The organism is Photobacterium obscurum, assembly GCF_026191635.1.
Classification (GTDB): domain Bacteria; phylum Pseudomonadota; class Gammaproteobacteria; order Enterobacterales; family Vibrionaceae; genus Photobacterium; species Photobacterium obscurum.
This window is the reverse complement of record NZ_JAKRRW010000003.1, coordinates 15245-31583: the sequence shown is the minus strand read 5'-3', so window position 1 is coordinate 31583 and position 16339 is coordinate 15245. Positions and strand designations below refer to the sequence as shown.

The 16339-nt window shown below is 48.4% G+C and carries 13 protein-coding genes; 6 read left to right on the top strand and 7 right to left on the bottom strand.

What is annotated here, in order from left to right:
* Window positions 1–28: 28 nt before the first annotated feature.
* On the bottom strand, window positions 29–925 hold the full coding sequence (locus MD588_RS04300; protein ID WP_265695658.1) for a hydrogen peroxide-inducible genes activator: 897 nt from the start codon (window positions 923–925) through the stop codon (window positions 29–31).
* A 132-nt stretch (window positions 926–1057) separates the two neighbouring features.
* Between MD588_RS04300 and MD588_RS04295 the strand changes: the two genes are divergently transcribed.
* Together MD588_RS04295 and MD588_RS04290 are read left to right on the top strand one after the other, a co-directional pair.
* Window positions 1058–1660, top strand: a complete 603-nt coding sequence (locus tag MD588_RS04295) for a peroxiredoxin C (protein ID WP_265695657.1) — start codon at window positions 1058–1060, stop codon at window positions 1658–1660.
* A gap of 295 nt (window positions 1661–1955) precedes the next feature.
* Window positions 1956–2699 carry a copper homeostasis protein CutC gene (locus tag MD588_RS04290; RefSeq protein WP_265695656.1) on the top strand — a complete coding sequence of 248 codons (744 nt, stop codon included), beginning with the start codon at window positions 1956–1958 and terminating at the stop codon, window positions 2697–2699.
* Window positions 2700–2752: 53 nt separating this feature from the next.
* Here the strand turns inward: MD588_RS04290 and MD588_RS04285 are convergent, their stop codons facing one another.
* Window positions 2753–4246, bottom strand: coding sequence for an alpha/beta hydrolase (locus tag MD588_RS04285; protein ID WP_265695655.1), 1494 nt, complete (start codon window positions 4244–4246; stop codon window positions 2753–2755).
* Window positions 4247–4539: 293 nt separating this feature from the next.
* On the opposite strand from MD588_RS04285, the gene ppk2 reads away from it, so the two are divergent.
* Window positions 4540–5343, top strand: a complete 804-nt coding sequence (gene ppk2 / locus MD588_RS04280; RefSeq protein ID WP_265695654.1) for a polyphosphate kinase 2 — start codon at window positions 4540–4542, stop codon at window positions 5341–5343.
* Between the two features lies 1 nt (window position 5344).
* Here the strand turns inward: ppk2 and phoU are convergent, their stop codons facing one another.
* Genes phoU through MD588_RS04260 form a run of 4 tightly spaced genes read right to left on the bottom strand, consistent with a single transcriptional unit; the run spans window position 5345 to window position 10776 of the window.
* On the bottom strand, window positions 5345–6055 hold the full coding sequence (phoU, locus tag MD588_RS04275) for a phosphate signaling complex protein PhoU (RefSeq protein WP_265695653.1): 711 nt from the start codon (window positions 6053–6055) through the stop codon (window positions 5345–5347).
* A gap of 11 nt (window positions 6056–6066) precedes the next feature.
* On the bottom strand, window positions 6067–6885 hold the full coding sequence (pstB, locus tag MD588_RS04270) for a phosphate ABC transporter ATP-binding protein PstB (RefSeq protein ID WP_265695652.1): 819 nt from the start codon (window positions 6883–6885) through the stop codon (window positions 6067–6069).
* A gap of 18 nt (window positions 6886–6903) precedes the next feature.
* Window positions 6904–8517, bottom strand: coding sequence for a phosphate ABC transporter permease PstA (gene pstA / locus MD588_RS04265; RefSeq protein WP_265695651.1), 1614 nt, complete (start codon window positions 8515–8517; stop codon window positions 6904–6906).
* 33 nt (window positions 8518–8550) lie between these two features.
* Window positions 8551–10776, bottom strand: a complete 2226-nt coding sequence (locus MD588_RS04260) for an ABC transporter permease subunit (RefSeq protein WP_265695650.1) — start codon at window positions 10774–10776, stop codon at window positions 8551–8553.
* Window positions 10777–11094: 318 nt separating this feature from the next.
* Between MD588_RS04260 and MD588_RS04255 the strand changes: the two genes are divergently transcribed.
* From MD588_RS04255 to ppx, 3 genes are read left to right on the top strand one after another with little or no spacing between them, the layout of a single operon-like run.
* Window positions 11095–11607, top strand: coding sequence for a glycine cleavage system protein R (locus MD588_RS04255; RefSeq protein WP_265695649.1), 513 nt, complete (start codon window positions 11095–11097; stop codon window positions 11605–11607).
* A gap of 27 nt (window positions 11608–11634) precedes the next feature.
* Window positions 11635–13725, top strand: coding sequence for a polyphosphate kinase 1 (ppk1, locus tag MD588_RS04250; protein ID WP_265695648.1), 2091 nt, complete (start codon window positions 11635–11637; stop codon window positions 13723–13725).
* Window positions 13725–15224 (top strand): exopolyphosphatase, encoded by a 1500-nt coding sequence (ppx, locus tag MD588_RS04245; RefSeq protein ID WP_265695647.1) that lies wholly within the window; start codon window positions 13725–13727, stop codon window positions 15222–15224. The genes ppk1 and ppx overlap by 1 nt, the downstream gene beginning before the upstream one ends.
* An 86-nt stretch (window positions 15225–15310) precedes the next feature.
* On the opposite strand, the gene MD588_RS04240 is transcribed toward ppx, so the two are convergent.
* The gene (locus tag MD588_RS04240; protein WP_265695646.1) at window positions 15311–16276 is read right to left on the bottom strand and encodes a PstS family phosphate ABC transporter substrate-binding protein; all 966 of its coding nucleotides are present in this window, start codon (window positions 16274–16276) and stop codon (window positions 15311–15313) included.
* Window positions 16277–16339 lie beyond the last annotated feature (63 nt).

Here is a 16339-nt window from a genome sequence, read left to right as displayed (position 1 = left end):
AAAATCTGCCAGCACACTGTCGAAACGGCTATAAAAGCCCCTCAACAATCTCGGCAAGCCGATTGAAGGTACGAACGCGGCTTGATGTCGGACGCCAGACTAAGCCAATTTCACGGTAAGCTTCCTGGCCTGGAGGTTCAATAACCACCAAGTTCTGGTTATCCAGCAACCCGTGCTCAATCGCCATCTGTGGAATAAAAGTGGTACCCAATCCGTTTGCAACCATTTGAACTAAGGTATGTAAACTGGTCGCGGTAAACGGGTTGATCTTCTCTTTAGTCGTTAGCTTACAGGCAGAAACAGCGTGGTCTGTCAGGCAGTGCTCCTTTTCTAATAGAAAGACCGACTCATCAGGCAAATCGGCGTAACGAAGAGGAACATTGACATTTTCAGCCTGGTTTTTGCTAATCACCATTTTAAATGCATCGCGCCCTACACATTGGCTATGCATGCCGTTAATCTCGACCGGCAATGCCAAGATCAGTACATCCATTTCGCCATTGCGCAATGCCGCCAATAAATTGGTTGTTGTATCTTCGCGTAGCAACAAGTTCAGATTCGGATGCAGGCGATTGACCTCCTGTACTAAGTCGCACAGAAGGAAAGGGGCAATCGTCGGGATGCAGCCAACCCGTAACTGGCCATCCATACCGTCGCCGGTACAGTTCGACAGTTCCATCAAGTCCTGGCTTCGGGCCAGCAACTCACGGCTGCGAACCACGACATCCTCACCCATAGAGGTGAATACCAGCGATTTGTTGTCCCGCTCGATAAGCTGACAACCAATTAATTCTTCAAGGTTCTGGACACCAGAACTCAGTGTCGACTGACTAACAAAGCATTTCTTGGCCGCCTCACCAAAGTGTCGGGTTTCAAACAAAGTAACGAGATAATGCAGCTGTTTCAGAGAAGGAAATTTGTTCATCGTATTTTTCGATTACATCAATCTATTTATTCCGCTTTTTCCAATCTAACAGTTTCGCTATAGTTTGTCTCGTCCAAACACGGAGCCAACCGAAACGGTCGGCAACAAACCGAATATTTTAGGAGCACCAAAATGGTACTAGTAGGTCGTCAAGCCCCAGATTTTACTGCTGCAGCTGTTCTAGGTAACGGCGAAATCGTTGATAACTTCAACTTCGCAGAGTTCACTAAAGGTAAAAAAGCGGTAGTTTTCTTTTACCCACTAGACTTCACTTTTGTTTGCCCATCTGAGCTAATCGCTTTTGACAAGCGTTTCGAAGACTTCCAAGCTAAAGGCGTTGAAGTAATTGGCGTTTCTATCGATTCTCAGTTCTCTCACAATGCATGGCGTAACACTGCTGTTGAAGACGGCGGTATCGGTCAGGTTAAGTACCCTCTAATCGCTGACGTTAAGCACGAAATCTGCAAAGCGTACGATGTAGAGCATCCAGAAGCAGGCGTTGCTTTCCGCGGCTCTTTCCTAATCGACGAAGATGGCCTTGTACGTCACCAAGTAGTTAACGACCTACCTCTAGGCCGTAACATCGACGAAATGCTACGTATGGTTGACGCGCTAAACTTCCACCAGAAAAACGGTGAAGTTTGCCCAGCACAGTGGGAAGAAGGTAAAGCAGGTATGGATGCATCTCCAAAAGGCGTTGCTGACTACCTATCTGAGCACACTGCAGACCTATAATTCTTCACCTTCTGAAGAGTTAACAACACCATGCTCACGGTGTTGAGGCAACAAACGCAATAGCGTAAAGCCAAAGTCAGCCAATAGGCAAAAAAAAATGATGAGGCCCGGACCACCGGGCCCTTTTTTTATCTGCGTACCCTCCCTCACACTATACTCCCCTATCAAAATGAACCTGGATTTAGGTTCTAGAGTGTGTCCCTTGAATCCCATCACATTATCTTAAGCTCCCATATCGCCACTGCTTGTGCGATGAATTACACTGCAAACACCTTCCCAACTGTTCCGTATAATCATGATCACCAATATTGAAGTCTGCATCGACAACATCGAATCGTTACACTATGCCCAACAGGGCGGCGCAACCCGAATTGAACTGTGCTCGTCTCTTGCCCTCGGTGGGCTGACACCCAATTTCGGCCTGATGCAATTAGCTGCCAAGCATGCCTCCATTCCGGTCTATGCCATGATCCGTCCCCGTCAGGGCGACTTCCTGTTTTCCGACCAAGATGTCGAGATCATGCTCGCCGATATTTATGCGGTAAAAAAAGCAGGATTACAGGGCGTCGTCGTGGGCGTATTAAATGCCCAGGGCCAAGTCGATTCAGTGATCCTCCGCAGCCTTATCAAAGAAGCGGGGAGTCTTGGGGTTACTTTCCACCGCGCAATTGACCAATGTCCAGAGCCTTTTGAAGCACTGGAAAGCATTATGTCTGCGGGCTGCGAGCGGGTGTTAACATCAGGGCTTGAAGCCAGTGCCTTGGATGGCGCTGAGATGCTGAGACGAATGGTTGACTATTGTGGCAATAAACTCAGTATTATGGCCGGGGCTGGCGTGACCGCTGATAATGTTGCCGAGATTATTCAGAAATCCAACGTGCACGAAGTACACCTGTCAGGTAAAAGCACCCGCCCAAGCAATATGATTACCTATGCCTCTCAGGCCCATATGGGCAATGCTGATGTTGACGATTTCAGTATTCCCGTCACTTCAGCGGAGAAGGTTGCTGCTGTTATCCATGCTGTTGCTTGCCGATAGACAAGAGCCTACAAAGCAGGCTCTATTTTAGATATCAATTGCGACCAATAGTATTACCAGCCTATAACATCTTTTGCTGGATGCGGAACACCCGGTGCAATCGCAAAAGACTTGCCAAACGTGGATACAGGCGCATTACAAGTCTGCTCTGCAATCTTGTAATCCGGGTCAAGCAGATAAGCCGTGGTATTTTTATCGATACAGCCAATTCCGCTGTAGCTAAAGCCATGATCGACATAGTTATCAACGGTAACCAACGAAGCCGACGCCCCGAAATTGGCCGCCATTTCTTCTGCCCACACATAAGGCGTTGCCGGATCGTACTGACCACCGATGATTAGGATTTGCTGGCCTCCCAAGGCTGCCTCCATATCAGTGACCGCAGGAATTGGATCACGCTGTGCTGACCAGCCCTTACACAACTCTGCAGTCTGGTGGTAAGTCAATAAACCATATAATGAAGAAGCCTGCGTATAGCGACTCTCTGTTGCCTCAATTTCGCTATCCGTCAAAGGAGCTCTTTCATCAGTGCAAACCACCGCTTTGAATAGTGCGTTACCTCTGAGTTGATCATACAATTCAGAATCAGAAACGGAGCCAGTACCACCCGACTTAAGTAGAAGAGACCAATTCAGAGCAGAAACAGAGTCTTCATCTAGCAACTTAACAAGACCAGATTCAATATCCTGCCAATCACCAGATGGCTCTCTTGCTACCGTAAGGTTTAATGTTGATATCCCGTCCTTTAAACTCAGGGTATCGTCATTAGCACGATACGAATAATCCGGACCAGTAAAAAGACTATCGACAATATCCTGATAACGATTATTACGGGAAATATCGTGGCCTAACCGGAAGTCTGCAATTTTTTCATAACCAGCAGTGTTACCAACACGAATTTCAACATTGTTCGCATTCGTCGGTGACATTGGAGAATCTAATACAATAGCACGGACATTATCAGGGAATGTCTTGGCGTATAAAGAACCAAGACGGGTACCGTATGAGTAACCTAAGAACGTTAACTTGTCGTCACCAAGCAATTCTCGAAGTCGATCAATATCTTTCACAACCGTATTACTGCCCAAGTAAGGTGCCACTTGTTGATAAGTCGAATTACAATCACCTTCACCTCTATATTCAGCAACAGCACATTCTGTTAGCTCTTTGGCAAAAGCACTCTGCCCTGTACCGCGGGGATCTATACCGACAATATCAAAGCGATTCAGAATTTCCTTGGGTAATGCGTAACTCGCCATCGATGAAGCCCCAAGAACAGCCTCAGCACTAGGGCCTCCAAAGTTAAGGATCAACGCACCAATGCGGTTAGCCGGATCCAGTGCCTTGTGAACACCATAATAGATTTCAACCATTTCACTGGATCCATCCTCATAGCTTTTAGGTGCCGACATAAAGCCACAAGTCATATTTGATGGGCAGCTCTGTGCTGTGGTTACATCAATTTTTGAGAACTTGTCATCGCTCCCGCCGCTGTTACAACCCGCCAAGACCAGGCATGTTAAAAGTCCTGATGCTAATTTGTACATCTTCTGTCCTTAATTATTGTATTTGTTCTTTGTATCCAAACGAGGCGCTGACAATGAACACCAGCGCAACCAGACACATAAGAGCACAAAATAGCACGGCGTTCAATTAGAGTTAATACAAATAGTTATCAACTTAAAAATTTATATGACAATTAATATCTCGATAAAAGAATCATCTTGGTGTTGTTCTGCTAGAAGATATCATGGGAGAGAGACTAAATTCGTCATCACTCCGATATGGCATTACTATTAAACAAGAAATTCAATGAAGGTTCCAAGAGACGGAGTATGGTATGGCCATTACCCATCACGACAAGAAACTCAAAAAGAAAGACTACGAAAAAGAGCTCGAGCGTTTGCAGGTTGAGCTAGTCAAACTGCAGGAATGGATTAAGCACCGCGGGCTGAAAGTGGCTGTTATTTTTGAAGGCCGGGATGCAGCCGGGAAAGGCGGGGTGATTAAACGGATCATCGAAAAACTCAATCCTCGGGTTTGCCGTATCGCCGCCTTGCCAAAACCGACCGAAAAAGAAAGAACCCAATGGTACTTTCAGCGCTATGTCGCCCACCTTCCTTCTGCCGGCGAACTAGTACTGTTTGACCGCAGCTGGTACAACCGCGCCGGGGTCGAAAAAGTCATGGGCTTCTGTACCGATGAAGAGTATGAAGAATTTCTTCGCTCATGCCCTGAATTTGAACGCATGCTACAACGTTCTGGCATTATCCTACTGAAGTACTGGTTCTCGGTTTCTGACGAAGTGCAGGAAAGCCGATTTCTAGAACGGATCCATACCCCGATAAAACGCTGGAAATTTAGCCCCATGGATCTTGATTCTCGTGACCGCTGGGCAGAATATTCCGCCGCGAAAGATCGCATGTTTGCCTATACCGATACCAAGCAGTGCCCGTGGTGGGTAGTTAACGCCGACAATAAAAAGAAAGCCCGGATTAATTGCATTTCACACTTGCTATCCCACATTCCTTATGAAGAGATCCACTACCCGCATATCGAACTACCGGAGGTCAATAAAGAAGGCTATGTTCGGGCTCCTGCAGACAGCCAGACATTTGTTCCGGATCGGTTTGACAAGGATTAAGCTATTTCAGAATATTCTCAATCTCTTCCTGGCTGGTGTGACGAATATCTTTGCCTTTGACGAAATAGATAATGTACTCGCAGATATTCTGGCAACGATCCCCGACCCGCTCGATTGAACGGGCCGACCACATGACCTGCAGCACATTGGGAATAGAGCGCGGGTCTTCCATCATGTAAGTCATTAGCTGGCGAATAATTGCCTCATACTCACGGTCAATGCGATCGTCTTCCTGGTAGACGGCAATCGCCGCTTTGACATCCATCCGGGCAAAGGCATCGAGCACCTCATGCAGCATTCTTACCGCATGCTGCCCCAACGCTTCCAGTGACACCAGCAGGTTATATTGCCTGTTGGTGAAATTCTCCAGCGCCACTTTGGCAATGCTCTCGGCAACGTCACCAATACGCTCCAGGTCGGTAATCGTCTTGATAATTGCGATCACCAAGCGCAAATCACTGGCCGTTGGCTGGCGCTTGGCAATAATCCGGGTACAGGCTTCATCGATCGCCACTTCCATCGCATTGACCTTGTGATCATCTTTAATCACCCGCTTGGCCAGCTCGGCATCTTGTTTGTGCATTGCCTTCAGGGCATCAGCCAACTGCTGCTCCACCAGCCCGCCCATCGCCAACACATGGGTACGAATGCTTTCCAGCTCGGCGTTAAACTGGCCGGAAATATGTCGGCCAAGACTTAAATTATCCAACATGTTCTGATTCCTTAACCGTATCGGCCAGTAATGTAATCTTCAGTACGTTTTTCTTTTGGAGTGGTAAAAATATCGTTGGTATTGGCATATTCTACCAATTCCCCCATATGCATGAATGCAGTGTTATCCGACACCCGAGCGGCCTGCTGCATATTGTGGGTTACAATAATCACCGTATATTTGGTTTTTAGCTCATTGATCAACTCTTCAATCGTGAGCGTCGAGATCGGATCCAGCGCCGAGGTTGGCTCGTCCAGCAGCAAGACCTCTGGCTCGATGGCAATAGCACGGGCAATCACCAGGCGCTGTTGCTGCCCGCCAGACAAACCAAAGGCATTTTCATGCAGACGATCTTTCACTTCATCCCACAGCGCAGCACCACGCAGGGAGTTTTCGACTGCATCATCCAGTACCCGGAGATCTTTGATCCCCTGAAGACGCAAGCCATAAACCACGTTTTCATAAATTGATTTCGGAAACGGATTCGGGCGCTGAAACACCATCCCTACCCGGCGGCGCAACGCAGCGACATCGACCTGATTGCTATAAATATTCTGGCCATGCAGCATGATCTTACCCTCAACCCGGCAGCCTTCCACCAGCTCATTCATCCGGTTGATACAGCGCAGCAAGGTTGACTTGCCACAGCCCGACGGGCCGATAAACGAGGTTACCTGCCCTTTGGCAATCCGCATGTTGATATTAAACAGTGCCTGATGGTTGCCATAATGCAAATCAAGCCCTTCAATCGACATTGCAGTCTTCTCTTCGGGTAACGAGGCTAAGTCTACCGGCTGAAATAGGCCCATGGTCGAGTTGATTGAAAACATGTAACTTCCTAAGTCTCGTTATTGTTCCAAAGAGCGGTACTTCTCCCGCAAATGGTTTCGGATACCAATGGCCGTCAGGTTCAGCCCGACGATCACCGTCACCAGCAAAAATGAGGTCGCATACACCAGCGGACGGGCGGCTTCTACATTCGGGCTTTGAAAACCGACATCATAGATATGATAGCCAAGGTGCATGAACTTGCGGTCTAAATGTAAATAGGGGAAATGGCTATCGACCGGCAGGCTCGGGGCCATCTTCACCACACCGACCAGCATGAGCGGAGCAACTTCACCCGCGGCCCTGGCAACAGCCAGAATCAGTCCGGTCATAATCGCCGGGCTGGCCATCGGCAGCACAATGCGCCAAAGCGTTTCCGCCTGGGTTGCCCCCAGCGCCAGAGAACCATGACGCACCGAGTTCGGGATCCGTGCCAACCCCTCTTCAGTCGAGACAATCACCACCGGCAAGGTCAGGATCGCTAACGTCAGTGCCGACCATAATATCCCCGGCGTACCAAATGTCGGAGCTGGCAGCTGATCAGAGAAAAAGATCTCGTCAAGCGTTCCGCCCACCATATAAACGAAGAAGCCAAGACCAAATACGCCGTAAACAATTGATGGTACACCAGCTAAGTTAATTACCGCGACCCGGATCAGTTTGGTAAAGCTATTCTTTCCCGCATACTCATGCAAGTAGATAGCCGCCATCACCCCAAGCGGGGTGACAATCACACTCATCAGCAATACCATGAACACGGTACCAAAAATAGCCGGAAACACCCCCCCTTCAGTATTCGCTTCCCGGGGATCATCGCTAACAAACTTTCCAATCTGTCGCCCCCAGTGCACGATCTTTCCTGCGAAGGAGAGGTTATTCGGATACCAGATATCCAATATTTGCTCGAGTGGTAAAGAGACGGTTGTCCCCGCCATATCGCGTACCAGCAAGGCATCTTTTTCAAGCAACAGTCGCAAGCTAAACAAACGCTGCTCTAACTGGAGGTACTCTTGCTCTAACCGCTGGTGCTGAAGCGTTAATTCCGGCTGAATACCAAGTCTGCGTTCCTGTTGCCGCAACTGTTCCAACTGATAGTTAATCGATGCTATCTCGGTCTGCTGCAGCAGCTTTATCTCTTTTCTGACCTGAGCCGCTTCCATCAGCCCCTGCGGCAAAGCTGTCAGATCCTTGCTCACCCCATCATCGATAAAGCTAATAGGATAACCGTAGAATTTACCGTTTTTCACTCGGTCAATCACCGCAATCTCATTGGCCAGCGTTTGGCTGTCAATTTGGGTTTCAAGCAAGGTAATAAAGTCCAGCGCCACCCGTTCCCGGTTGCCTGTTTTGATCAGGTAACGCGTGACTCGCTCACCTTCCATTGCAGAGACATCAACTCCAGCTTCAGCCAACTGCTTTACCGAGATTGATTTTTGCTCGTAAATCTCACCAATAATGACCTGCTTCTGACCATTAAGATCAACATCAAATTGATACACGGGTGCCGGCCAGAAGTAACTCAAACCTTTCCAGCCTATCAGTAATATCAAACCTAATACGGCAACCAAGCTCAGGCTTACCGCGCCTGCAGTCAACCATATCCACGGCGAGCCTGATCTAAACCAATTTCCCATCATTTATCTGTTAGCCGACAATAAAAATTCATACTAAAGAGAACTGTACTTCTCTCGTAACCGCTGGCGGACAAGCTCTGCAATGGTGTTGAAGAAAAACGTAAACACAAACAAAACAAACGCAGCAAGAAACAACACCCGATAATGCGAACTACCCACTTCGGTTTCGGGCATCTCAATGGCAATTGTCGCCGACAAGGTCCGCAAACCTTCCAGTACGTTCCAGTCCATAATCGGGGTATTCCCCGTTGCCATGAGTACAATCATGGTTTCACCCACAGCGCGCCCCAGCCCCATCATAATCGCCGAGAAAATCCCCGGGCTCGCCGTCAGCAACACGACGCGGGTCAGGGTCTGCCAATGGGTAGCTCCCAGCGCCAGCGAACCGCTGGTCAGGTGCCCCGGTACCGAGAAAATAGCATCTTCGGCAATCGAGAAAATCGTCGGGATCACAGCAAAGCCCATCGCAATGCCGACCACCAGCGTATTGCGCTGATCGAAACCGAACCCCCACTCATTGGTGAGGTAGATACGCATATCACCGGCAAATAACCACTGCTCTAGGTACGGACTCATTTCAAGACAACCATAGCCGAGCAGCATTATCATCGGCATCAGCAAGATAATATGGAAACCATTCGGCAACCGGTGCCGCCATTGCCCTGGCAATAGCGACCAACCAACCCCCACCAGCAACATGGTCAGTGGAAACATCACAATGATCAGTACAATACCCGGTAGGTACTCTTCCACTATCGGAGCCAACCAAATCCCGGCCAAAAAGCCGAGAATAACCGTTGGCAAAGCCTCCATAATCTCAACTGTCGGTTTGATAAACCTACGCATTTTCGATGACATAAAGTAGGCAGTATAAATCGCCCCGGCCAATGCCATCGGAATGGCAAAAAACATCGCGTAAACAGCCGCTTTCAACGTACCAAAAACAACAGGAACCAAGCTAAGCTTCGGTTCAAACTCGTCAGTGGCAGAGGTCGACTGCCAGACAAATTCAGGTTCGGGATAGCCTTCATACCAGATCTTCTGCCAAAGAGATGCAAAGCCGATTTCTGGATGACGATTATCAACCTTATATAGCTGCCATTCATTATCATCGACGGTCAGTAATCTATCCGCACGAGGTGAAATAGAAAGCCAGTCAGGGGGATTTCCAGGCAATGACTCACGATAAATATGGCCTTTGACCGACGTGTAATAAGCCGATAACGTACCGTCTTGCTGAACGGCAAAAAAACCTTTCCGAGCATACTCCGGAGCAAGCTGAACAACAGGGCTGTCAGTTAAACTAAAGCTGCGGGCATTGACCAGTGTACGTTTGCCCTCCCGCAATACTTCAAACCATTGTGAAACGACATTGTCACTGGTCGTGATCAACAGGGAATTTGCTCCCGACAACAATGTCAGCTGTTGCGGTATTCCCTTAGCGGTACTGACATCAACTACATCCCGTACTGTTGAGTTCTCACCGTCGAGTGTCACGACATAAAGGCTCTCGCCACTCATGGCATACAGGGTTCGTCCGTCAGGCGTAACCGCTAGAGTACTGAGTTCATCCGGCAATCCATTGATCACAAATGACTGAGACAGCCAGGCTGACTCCTGACCGAGCAGGTTTTCTTGATGACGGAAAATCATCGCCCTTACTCGATGATCGGCAGTCACACCTATCACTAAAGCCCGATCACTACGCAGCGACACCGCCAGTTGAGTAATAGGCTGAGCTTCGGGATCAAGTTGAATAGACTGCTGCCCAAGTGGGTAGGCAATTTCAGGGGTCGTAAGCCTCTTATTGTCAGAGAAGGTTACTCGAAACATCGGCTTAAACACTACCACCTCTCCAGAGCGACCACCGTAGGCAAATATCTCTTCACGGGGCAAGGTTCGGGCAAAGCTCGCGGGATTGGCTATAATCCGATGTTGGCTAATCAGCTCACCAGGCTGCGGCGAAGCCAGGCGAATAAAACTCAGCTTACCCTGGCGCGACAATCGGTAAGCGATATCATTTTGCTCACTGAGATGAATAGCGGCCGGTTGGTCAGTAAATGTCAGAGAAAAGGCTTGCTGAGGCGTCACTTTGACCGAGGCGAAAATCGGCATAATGACATAAAGCAAATAGAAGAAAATGAGCACTAAAGTAATAAGGACAAAAATACCGCCAGCAGTCACTCCATAGCGTGCGAGTTTGTCTTTTACCCGACGGCCAGGACTGTCTCCGCTCAAAAATGCACTGGCGTCTGCCATTATTACCTCAAAAATTTTATACGTTTATCAATAATATTTCTTTTAGATGACAATTATATGACAGCCGCTAGGGCTCAGGCCAATACTCCTTTCATTTATCCCCGACTAACTCATTTCCTTGCAGGTAGACTAAATAATGACACGCCATGGTATTACTTGGGGCAATTCCATCGAGTGTTATAACCTTTTAATAAAATATCACTATATTTAAGTAATTATGACCTCGCACAGATTTCAGCGGCATGCAATATCTGTATCTGGACAGTTTAGGCTCTTGGTCACATAATGAACAAGCCTATTACGAAAAAGGAAGTCGTTATGAAGCACCTCATTATTACTGTCATCGGTAAAGATCGTCCCGGCCTCGTCGAGGTCCTCTCTGACACGGTTTACCAGAACCATGGAAACTGGCTTGCCAGCAGCCTAAGCAAACTTGCCGGGCAATTCGCCGGGATCCTGCAGGTTGAAGTCGCCTCCCAGTATATTCCCGTATTAGGCCAAGCTCTGTCCCATATCGATGAGCTCCAAATTCACATCGTTGAGGATGAAAGTAAAAGTGCCCCATCGATAGCACTTCACTATTTGACCGTTACCGGCAATGACCGTCCGGGGATTGTCAAGGAGGTGACCCGTCAGCTCAATCAGTTGGGGATCAATATCAACAAGCTAAAAACCGATACCCAGAGTGCTCCCAACTGGGGTTACCCCATTTTCACCGCACACTTTCAGCTCGAATTGCCATCAGAACTAAATCTTGGTGTTATTCAGGAAGAACTGGAAAAGTTAGCAGATGATCTCACAGTTGATATCCATGACAGTCCAATAGCCTAGGTACCTCGCTTCAGCAGTAGGACAGCAATGAACACGGAATCCCTCTATATTGAAAAGGAACTCAGTTGGCTATCATTCAACGAACGTGTACTCCAGGAAGCGGCAGACAAATCGGTGCCGCTCATTGAGCGAGTACGCTTTCTCGGTATCTTTTCCAGCAATACCGATGAGTTTTACAAAGTACGCTTTGCCGATGTCAAACGCCGGATCCTGATCAACGAAGAACAAGGCGGCGACGATCGTGCCAAGCACCTGCTCAGTAAAATACAAAGCCGGGTGCTTAAGTTAAACCAAGATTTCGATACCCTTTATAACGAGATCTTGCTGGAGATGGCTAGGCGCCATATTTTTTTGGTCAATGACCAACAGCTTGATAATCGCCAGCAGATTTGGCTACGGAAATATTTTCGTAATGCTATTCTGCCTCATATCATGCCTATCCTTCTTACCGAAGATATCGATCTGCTCAACTTCCTCAAGGATGAATACTCCTACCTCGCGGTTGAAATGCAGCAGGGAGATAAAAAAGGCTATGCCCTAATAGAGATCCCCACCGATCAGCTCCCTCGCTTTATTCTGCTCCCCGAGGCCAAGGGGAAACGTCACAAGACACTGATCCTTCTGGATAACATTATCCGCTTCTGTCTTGATGACATTTTTAGCGGCTTTTTTGAATATGACAGTCTTGCCGCCTACTCGATGAAAATGACCCGTGATGCCGAATATGATCTCGGATTAGAAGTAGAGCACAGCTTGCTTGAACAAATGTCGGAGGGGTTGAACCAGAGGTTAACAGCGATGCCGGTACGCTTTGTCTACCAACGGGATATGCCGGGCGAGATGATCGACGTTTTGTGCGGACTACTGAAAGTATCGAGCTACGACAGTATTATTCCGGGCGGCCGCTACCATAACTTCAAAGATTTTATCGGCTTTCCGAATGTAGGGCGAAACTATCTGGAAAACAAGCCTCTACCACCAATCGAAAGCTATCATTTTACCAGTTCCCGCAATGCGTTTGAGGCGATCAAAGCGCAGGATATCCTGCTCTACTACCCGTACCATACCTTCAATCATATGACCGAGTTTGTCCGTCAGGCCGCCTATGATCCCAAGGTACGCAGTATCAAAATCAGCATCTACCGCGTAGCAAAGAACTCCCGCATTATCGAGTCGATGATCGATGCGGCCAATAATGGCAAACAGGTCACTGTGGTAGTAGAGCTTCAGGCAAGATTTGATGAAGAAGCCAATATTGTTTGGGCCCGCCGCCTTACCGAGGCGGGGGTATATGTCATATTTGGAGTACCGGGGCTGAAGATCCATTCCAAGCTATGCCTAATCACCCGCCGCGAGGGAAGTGAGCTGGTACGCTATGCCCATATCGGGACGGGTAACTTCCACGAGAAAACGGCCCAGATCTATACTGACTTTTCGCTGCTTACCAGCCAGATAGAGATCACCGATGAAGTCCGCCAGGTATTCAACTACATACAAAACCCCTATCGCCCAGTCAAATTCAAGCAGTTGATCGTTTCACCGCTCAACTCACGCTCCCGGTTATATGATCTCATCGATCGGGAAATTGCCCATGCCAAGCAAAAACTGCCAGCTGGTATTACACTTAAGGTTAACAACTTGGTCGATAAAGGGTTGATTAACCTGCTTTACCAGGCAAGCAGTGCCGGTGTTGAAATTAAGCTGATTGTTCGAGGAATGTGCTCACTTATCCCTGGTATTAAAGGGATAAGCGATAATATTACCGCCATCAGCATTGTTGACCGTTTCCTCGAGCATCCCCGTGTGGTGATATTCGAAAATAACGGCGATCCCGATGTCATCATCTCTTCTGCTGACTGGATGACCCGTAATATCGATAACCGTATAGAAGTCGGATGCTCTATCCATGATCCGGCTCTGAAAAAGAAAATCATCGATATTTTGAATATTCAGCTAACAGACACCGTAAAAGCGAGAGTCATCGACAGTGAAATGAGCAACCAATATGTGCCTCGGGGTAACCGGCGTAAGATCCGCTCGCAAATAGCGATCTATGATTACCTCAAGCAGTCTGAAAAGCAGCTAAAGAAAAAAGCCGAAAAGAGCGATAATGCCTAATGATTGAGAATGCACGCCCAAGAGAAATAGCAGCGATTGATATCGGCTCAAACAGCTTCCATATGGTTGTTGCCCGCGTCGTCGGACACAGCCTGCAAATTATCAGCCGCCATAAACAGCGTGTTCATCTGGCCTCGGGGCTGGATAAACAGCTAAACCTCGATCAGGCGGCTATTCAACGAGGTCTTGAGTGCTTGGCGATGTTTGCTGAGCGCCTGCAGGGCTTTGAGCATGATAATGTTCGTATCGCCGCGACCTATACCCTACGCCAGGCCCAAAATGCCCATATATTCCTCAAGCGTGCCGAGAGCATAATTCCTTATCCAATCGAAATTATCCCGGGTACTGAAGAAGCTCGCCTGATCTACCTTGGTGTCGCTCATACCCAACCAGAAAATGGCCGCAAGCTCGTTGTTGATATCGGCGGCGGGAGTACCGAGTTAGTCATTGGCGAAGACTTTAATACTCACCTGCTATATAGCAAGCATATGGGATGCGTTAGCTATAATCAGTACTATTTTCCCAAGGGGAAAATTACCAGTAAGAACATGTCGGCAGCCCAACTCGCTGCCCAGCAAAAAATGGAAAGCATTGCGAGCCAATACCGTAAGCGAGGATGGGACAGCGCCATTGGTTCATCCGGTACGATCAAGGCTATCCGAGAAGTGCTGGTTGCCAAAGGGCATAGTGACGGTGTGATCACCAGCAAGCGTTTAAGCCAGCTTACAGAAAGAATCCTGACTTACAAAAATGCAGACGAGCTTGATCTCGAAGGCTTAAGCGAGGATCGCAAGCCAGTATTTGCTGCCGGTGTTGCAATACTCAGTGCCGTTTTCAAATCACTAAAAATTGAAGAAATGATTTACTCCGATGGAGCCCTGCGCGAAGGGCTTCTGTATGAGATGGAAGACAGGTTCCGCCACAGCGATATCCGTACCCGTACCGCCAATGCAATGGCCGAGCAATATCATGTCGATATGGCTCAGGCTACCCGAGTCAAAAAGACTGCCGAGTATCTGTATAACCAAATAGCCCCTCAGCCAGGGCTAGCAAAAGCCGAACTCTCAACATTACTAAGTTGGGGTGCATTGCTCCATGAAGTCGGGCTGAGTATCAGCTACCCGGGCTTCCATCGCCACTCAGCCTATTTATTGCGTTACTGTACAATGCCAGGTTTTAACCTCGAGCAACAAACCGTACTGGCCACACTGGTTCGCTTTCAACGCAAAGCATTGAAGCTCGAAGAGATGCCGGAGCTAAGCATTTATAAACGCAAACACCTCTACCCACTCATCCGAACCATGCGCCTGGCGGTAGCCCTTAATGGCCAACGCACCGACGATCCACTTCCGGCCATCTCGGTCCAAGCTGAGAAAGAAGAGTGGCAGCTAACCTTGCCAAGCGACTGGGAGGAGAGCAATAAGCTGCTTGCCGCAGATTTACGGCAGGAGCAAGAGTACTGGGCCAAAGCAGGCTGGCAGCTTTCAATCACTAGTTAATGTGTCTTAGGCTCTAGCCGTAAAGACAAAAAAGCCGGGTCATACCCGGCTTAGTAGTAATCTCAATACTTATCTGACACTAAGCACTATTTAGCTAAACCTAACAACTGCAGGTCAGCAGCGACAATCGATGCAGAAAGCGGAACATATCCATCTTTTTCAACAATATCCTGCCCGACACGTGACAGAACGAACCTGATAAATTCGGCTTCTAGCGGTGCCATCGGCTTGTTAGGGTGCTTGTTAACGTAAATATAGAGATATCGAGCTAGCGGATAACGGCCATTGAGAGAGTTTTCGATCGTTGCTTCCACATAGTCTTGTCCTTCACGCGCTACCGGGATCGCCCGGATCCCCGTTGTTTTATAACCAATACCAGAATAACCAATCGAATTCAGTGAACTCGACACCGACTGGACGACAGATGCCGACCCCGGCTGTTCATTGACATTATTTCTAAAATCACCCTGGCACAGCGCCCGCTGTTTAAAATATCCATAAGTTCCCGATACCGAGTTGCGCCCAAACAACTGAATATCTCTGTCTGCCCAGCTCCCCGTCAGGCCAAGTTGCCCCCAACGAGTAATCGGCTGTGTGCCACCGCAACGCAGGGTTCGGGAGTAAATCGCATCCAACTGGGAAAAATTGATCCCCTGCAACGGGTTATCCTCATGGACGAAAACGGCCAGCGCATCAATCGCGACCCTTACCGCCGTCGGCTCATAGCCATACTCATGTTCAAAGGCTTCTATCTCTCTCGCCTTCATCATCCGGCTCATCGGCCCCAGCTGGGCTGTTGCTTCCGTTAGTGCCGTCGGAGCCGTAGAGGATCCGGCAGCCTGTACCTGGACATTGACACTAGGGTACTGACGTTTGAATTCTTCAGACCAATAGGTCATCAGGTTGGCGAAGGTATCTGAGCCCACTGAATTCAGGTTGCCAGAAATACCACTGACCTTATGGTATTCCGCCAACTCGGTCTCATCGGCAACAATGCTCCAGCTACCAATGAGTGCCAACAAGTACCACAGAGTACGGGACATGCTTGTCATATCTAACGGTTATTCCTATCAGGTATTAAACAGCGAAAGCGGCCAAAAGGCCGCTTGCTTCAA

What these genes read in the sequence shown, in the direction of transcription:
- phoU (WP_265695653.1), bottom strand. Translation starts at nt 6,055, where the DNA reads ATGTTGGATAATTTAAGTCTTGGCCGACATATTTCCGGCCAGTTTAAC.
- MD588_RS04290 (WP_265695656.1), top strand. Translation starts at nt 1,956, where the DNA reads ATGATCACCAATATTGAAGTCTGCATCGACAACATCGAATCGTTACAC.
- MD588_RS04300 (WP_265695658.1), bottom strand. Translation starts at nt 925, where the DNA reads ATGAACAAATTTCCTTCTCTGAAACAGCTGCATTATCTCGTTACTTTG.
- MD588_RS04295 (WP_265695657.1), top strand. Translation starts at nt 1,058, where the DNA reads ATGGTACTAGTAGGTCGTCAAGCCCCAGATTTTACTGCTGCAGCTGTT.
- MD588_RS04260 (WP_265695650.1), bottom strand. Translation starts at nt 10,776, where the DNA reads ATGGCAGACGCCAGTGCATTTTTGAGCGGAGACAGTCCTGGCCGTCGG.
- MD588_RS04285 (WP_265695655.1), bottom strand. Translation starts at nt 4,246, where the DNA reads ATGTACAAATTAGCATCAGGACTTTTAACATGCCTGGTCTTGGCGGGT.
- MD588_RS04240 (WP_265695646.1), bottom strand. Translation starts at nt 16,276, where the DNA reads ATGACAAGCATGTCCCGTACTCTGTGGTACTTGTTGGCACTCATTGGT.
- pstA (WP_265695651.1), bottom strand. Translation starts at nt 8,517, where the DNA reads ATGGGAAATTGGTTTAGATCAGGCTCGCCGTGGATATGGTTGACTGCA.
- ppk2 (WP_265695654.1), top strand. Translation starts at nt 4,540, where the DNA reads ATGGCCATTACCCATCACGACAAGAAACTCAAAAAGAAAGACTACGAA.
- MD588_RS04255 (WP_265695649.1), top strand. Translation starts at nt 11,095, where the DNA reads ATGAAGCACCTCATTATTACTGTCATCGGTAAAGATCGTCCCGGCCTC.
- ppx (WP_265695647.1), top strand. Translation starts at nt 13,725, where the DNA reads ATGATTGAGAATGCACGCCCAAGAGAAATAGCAGCGATTGATATCGGC.
- ppk1 (WP_265695648.1), top strand. Translation starts at nt 11,635, where the DNA reads ATGAACACGGAATCCCTCTATATTGAAAAGGAACTCAGTTGGCTATCA.
- pstB (WP_265695652.1), bottom strand. Translation starts at nt 6,885, where the DNA reads ATGTTTTCAATCAACTCGACCATGGGCCTATTTCAGCCGGTAGACTTA.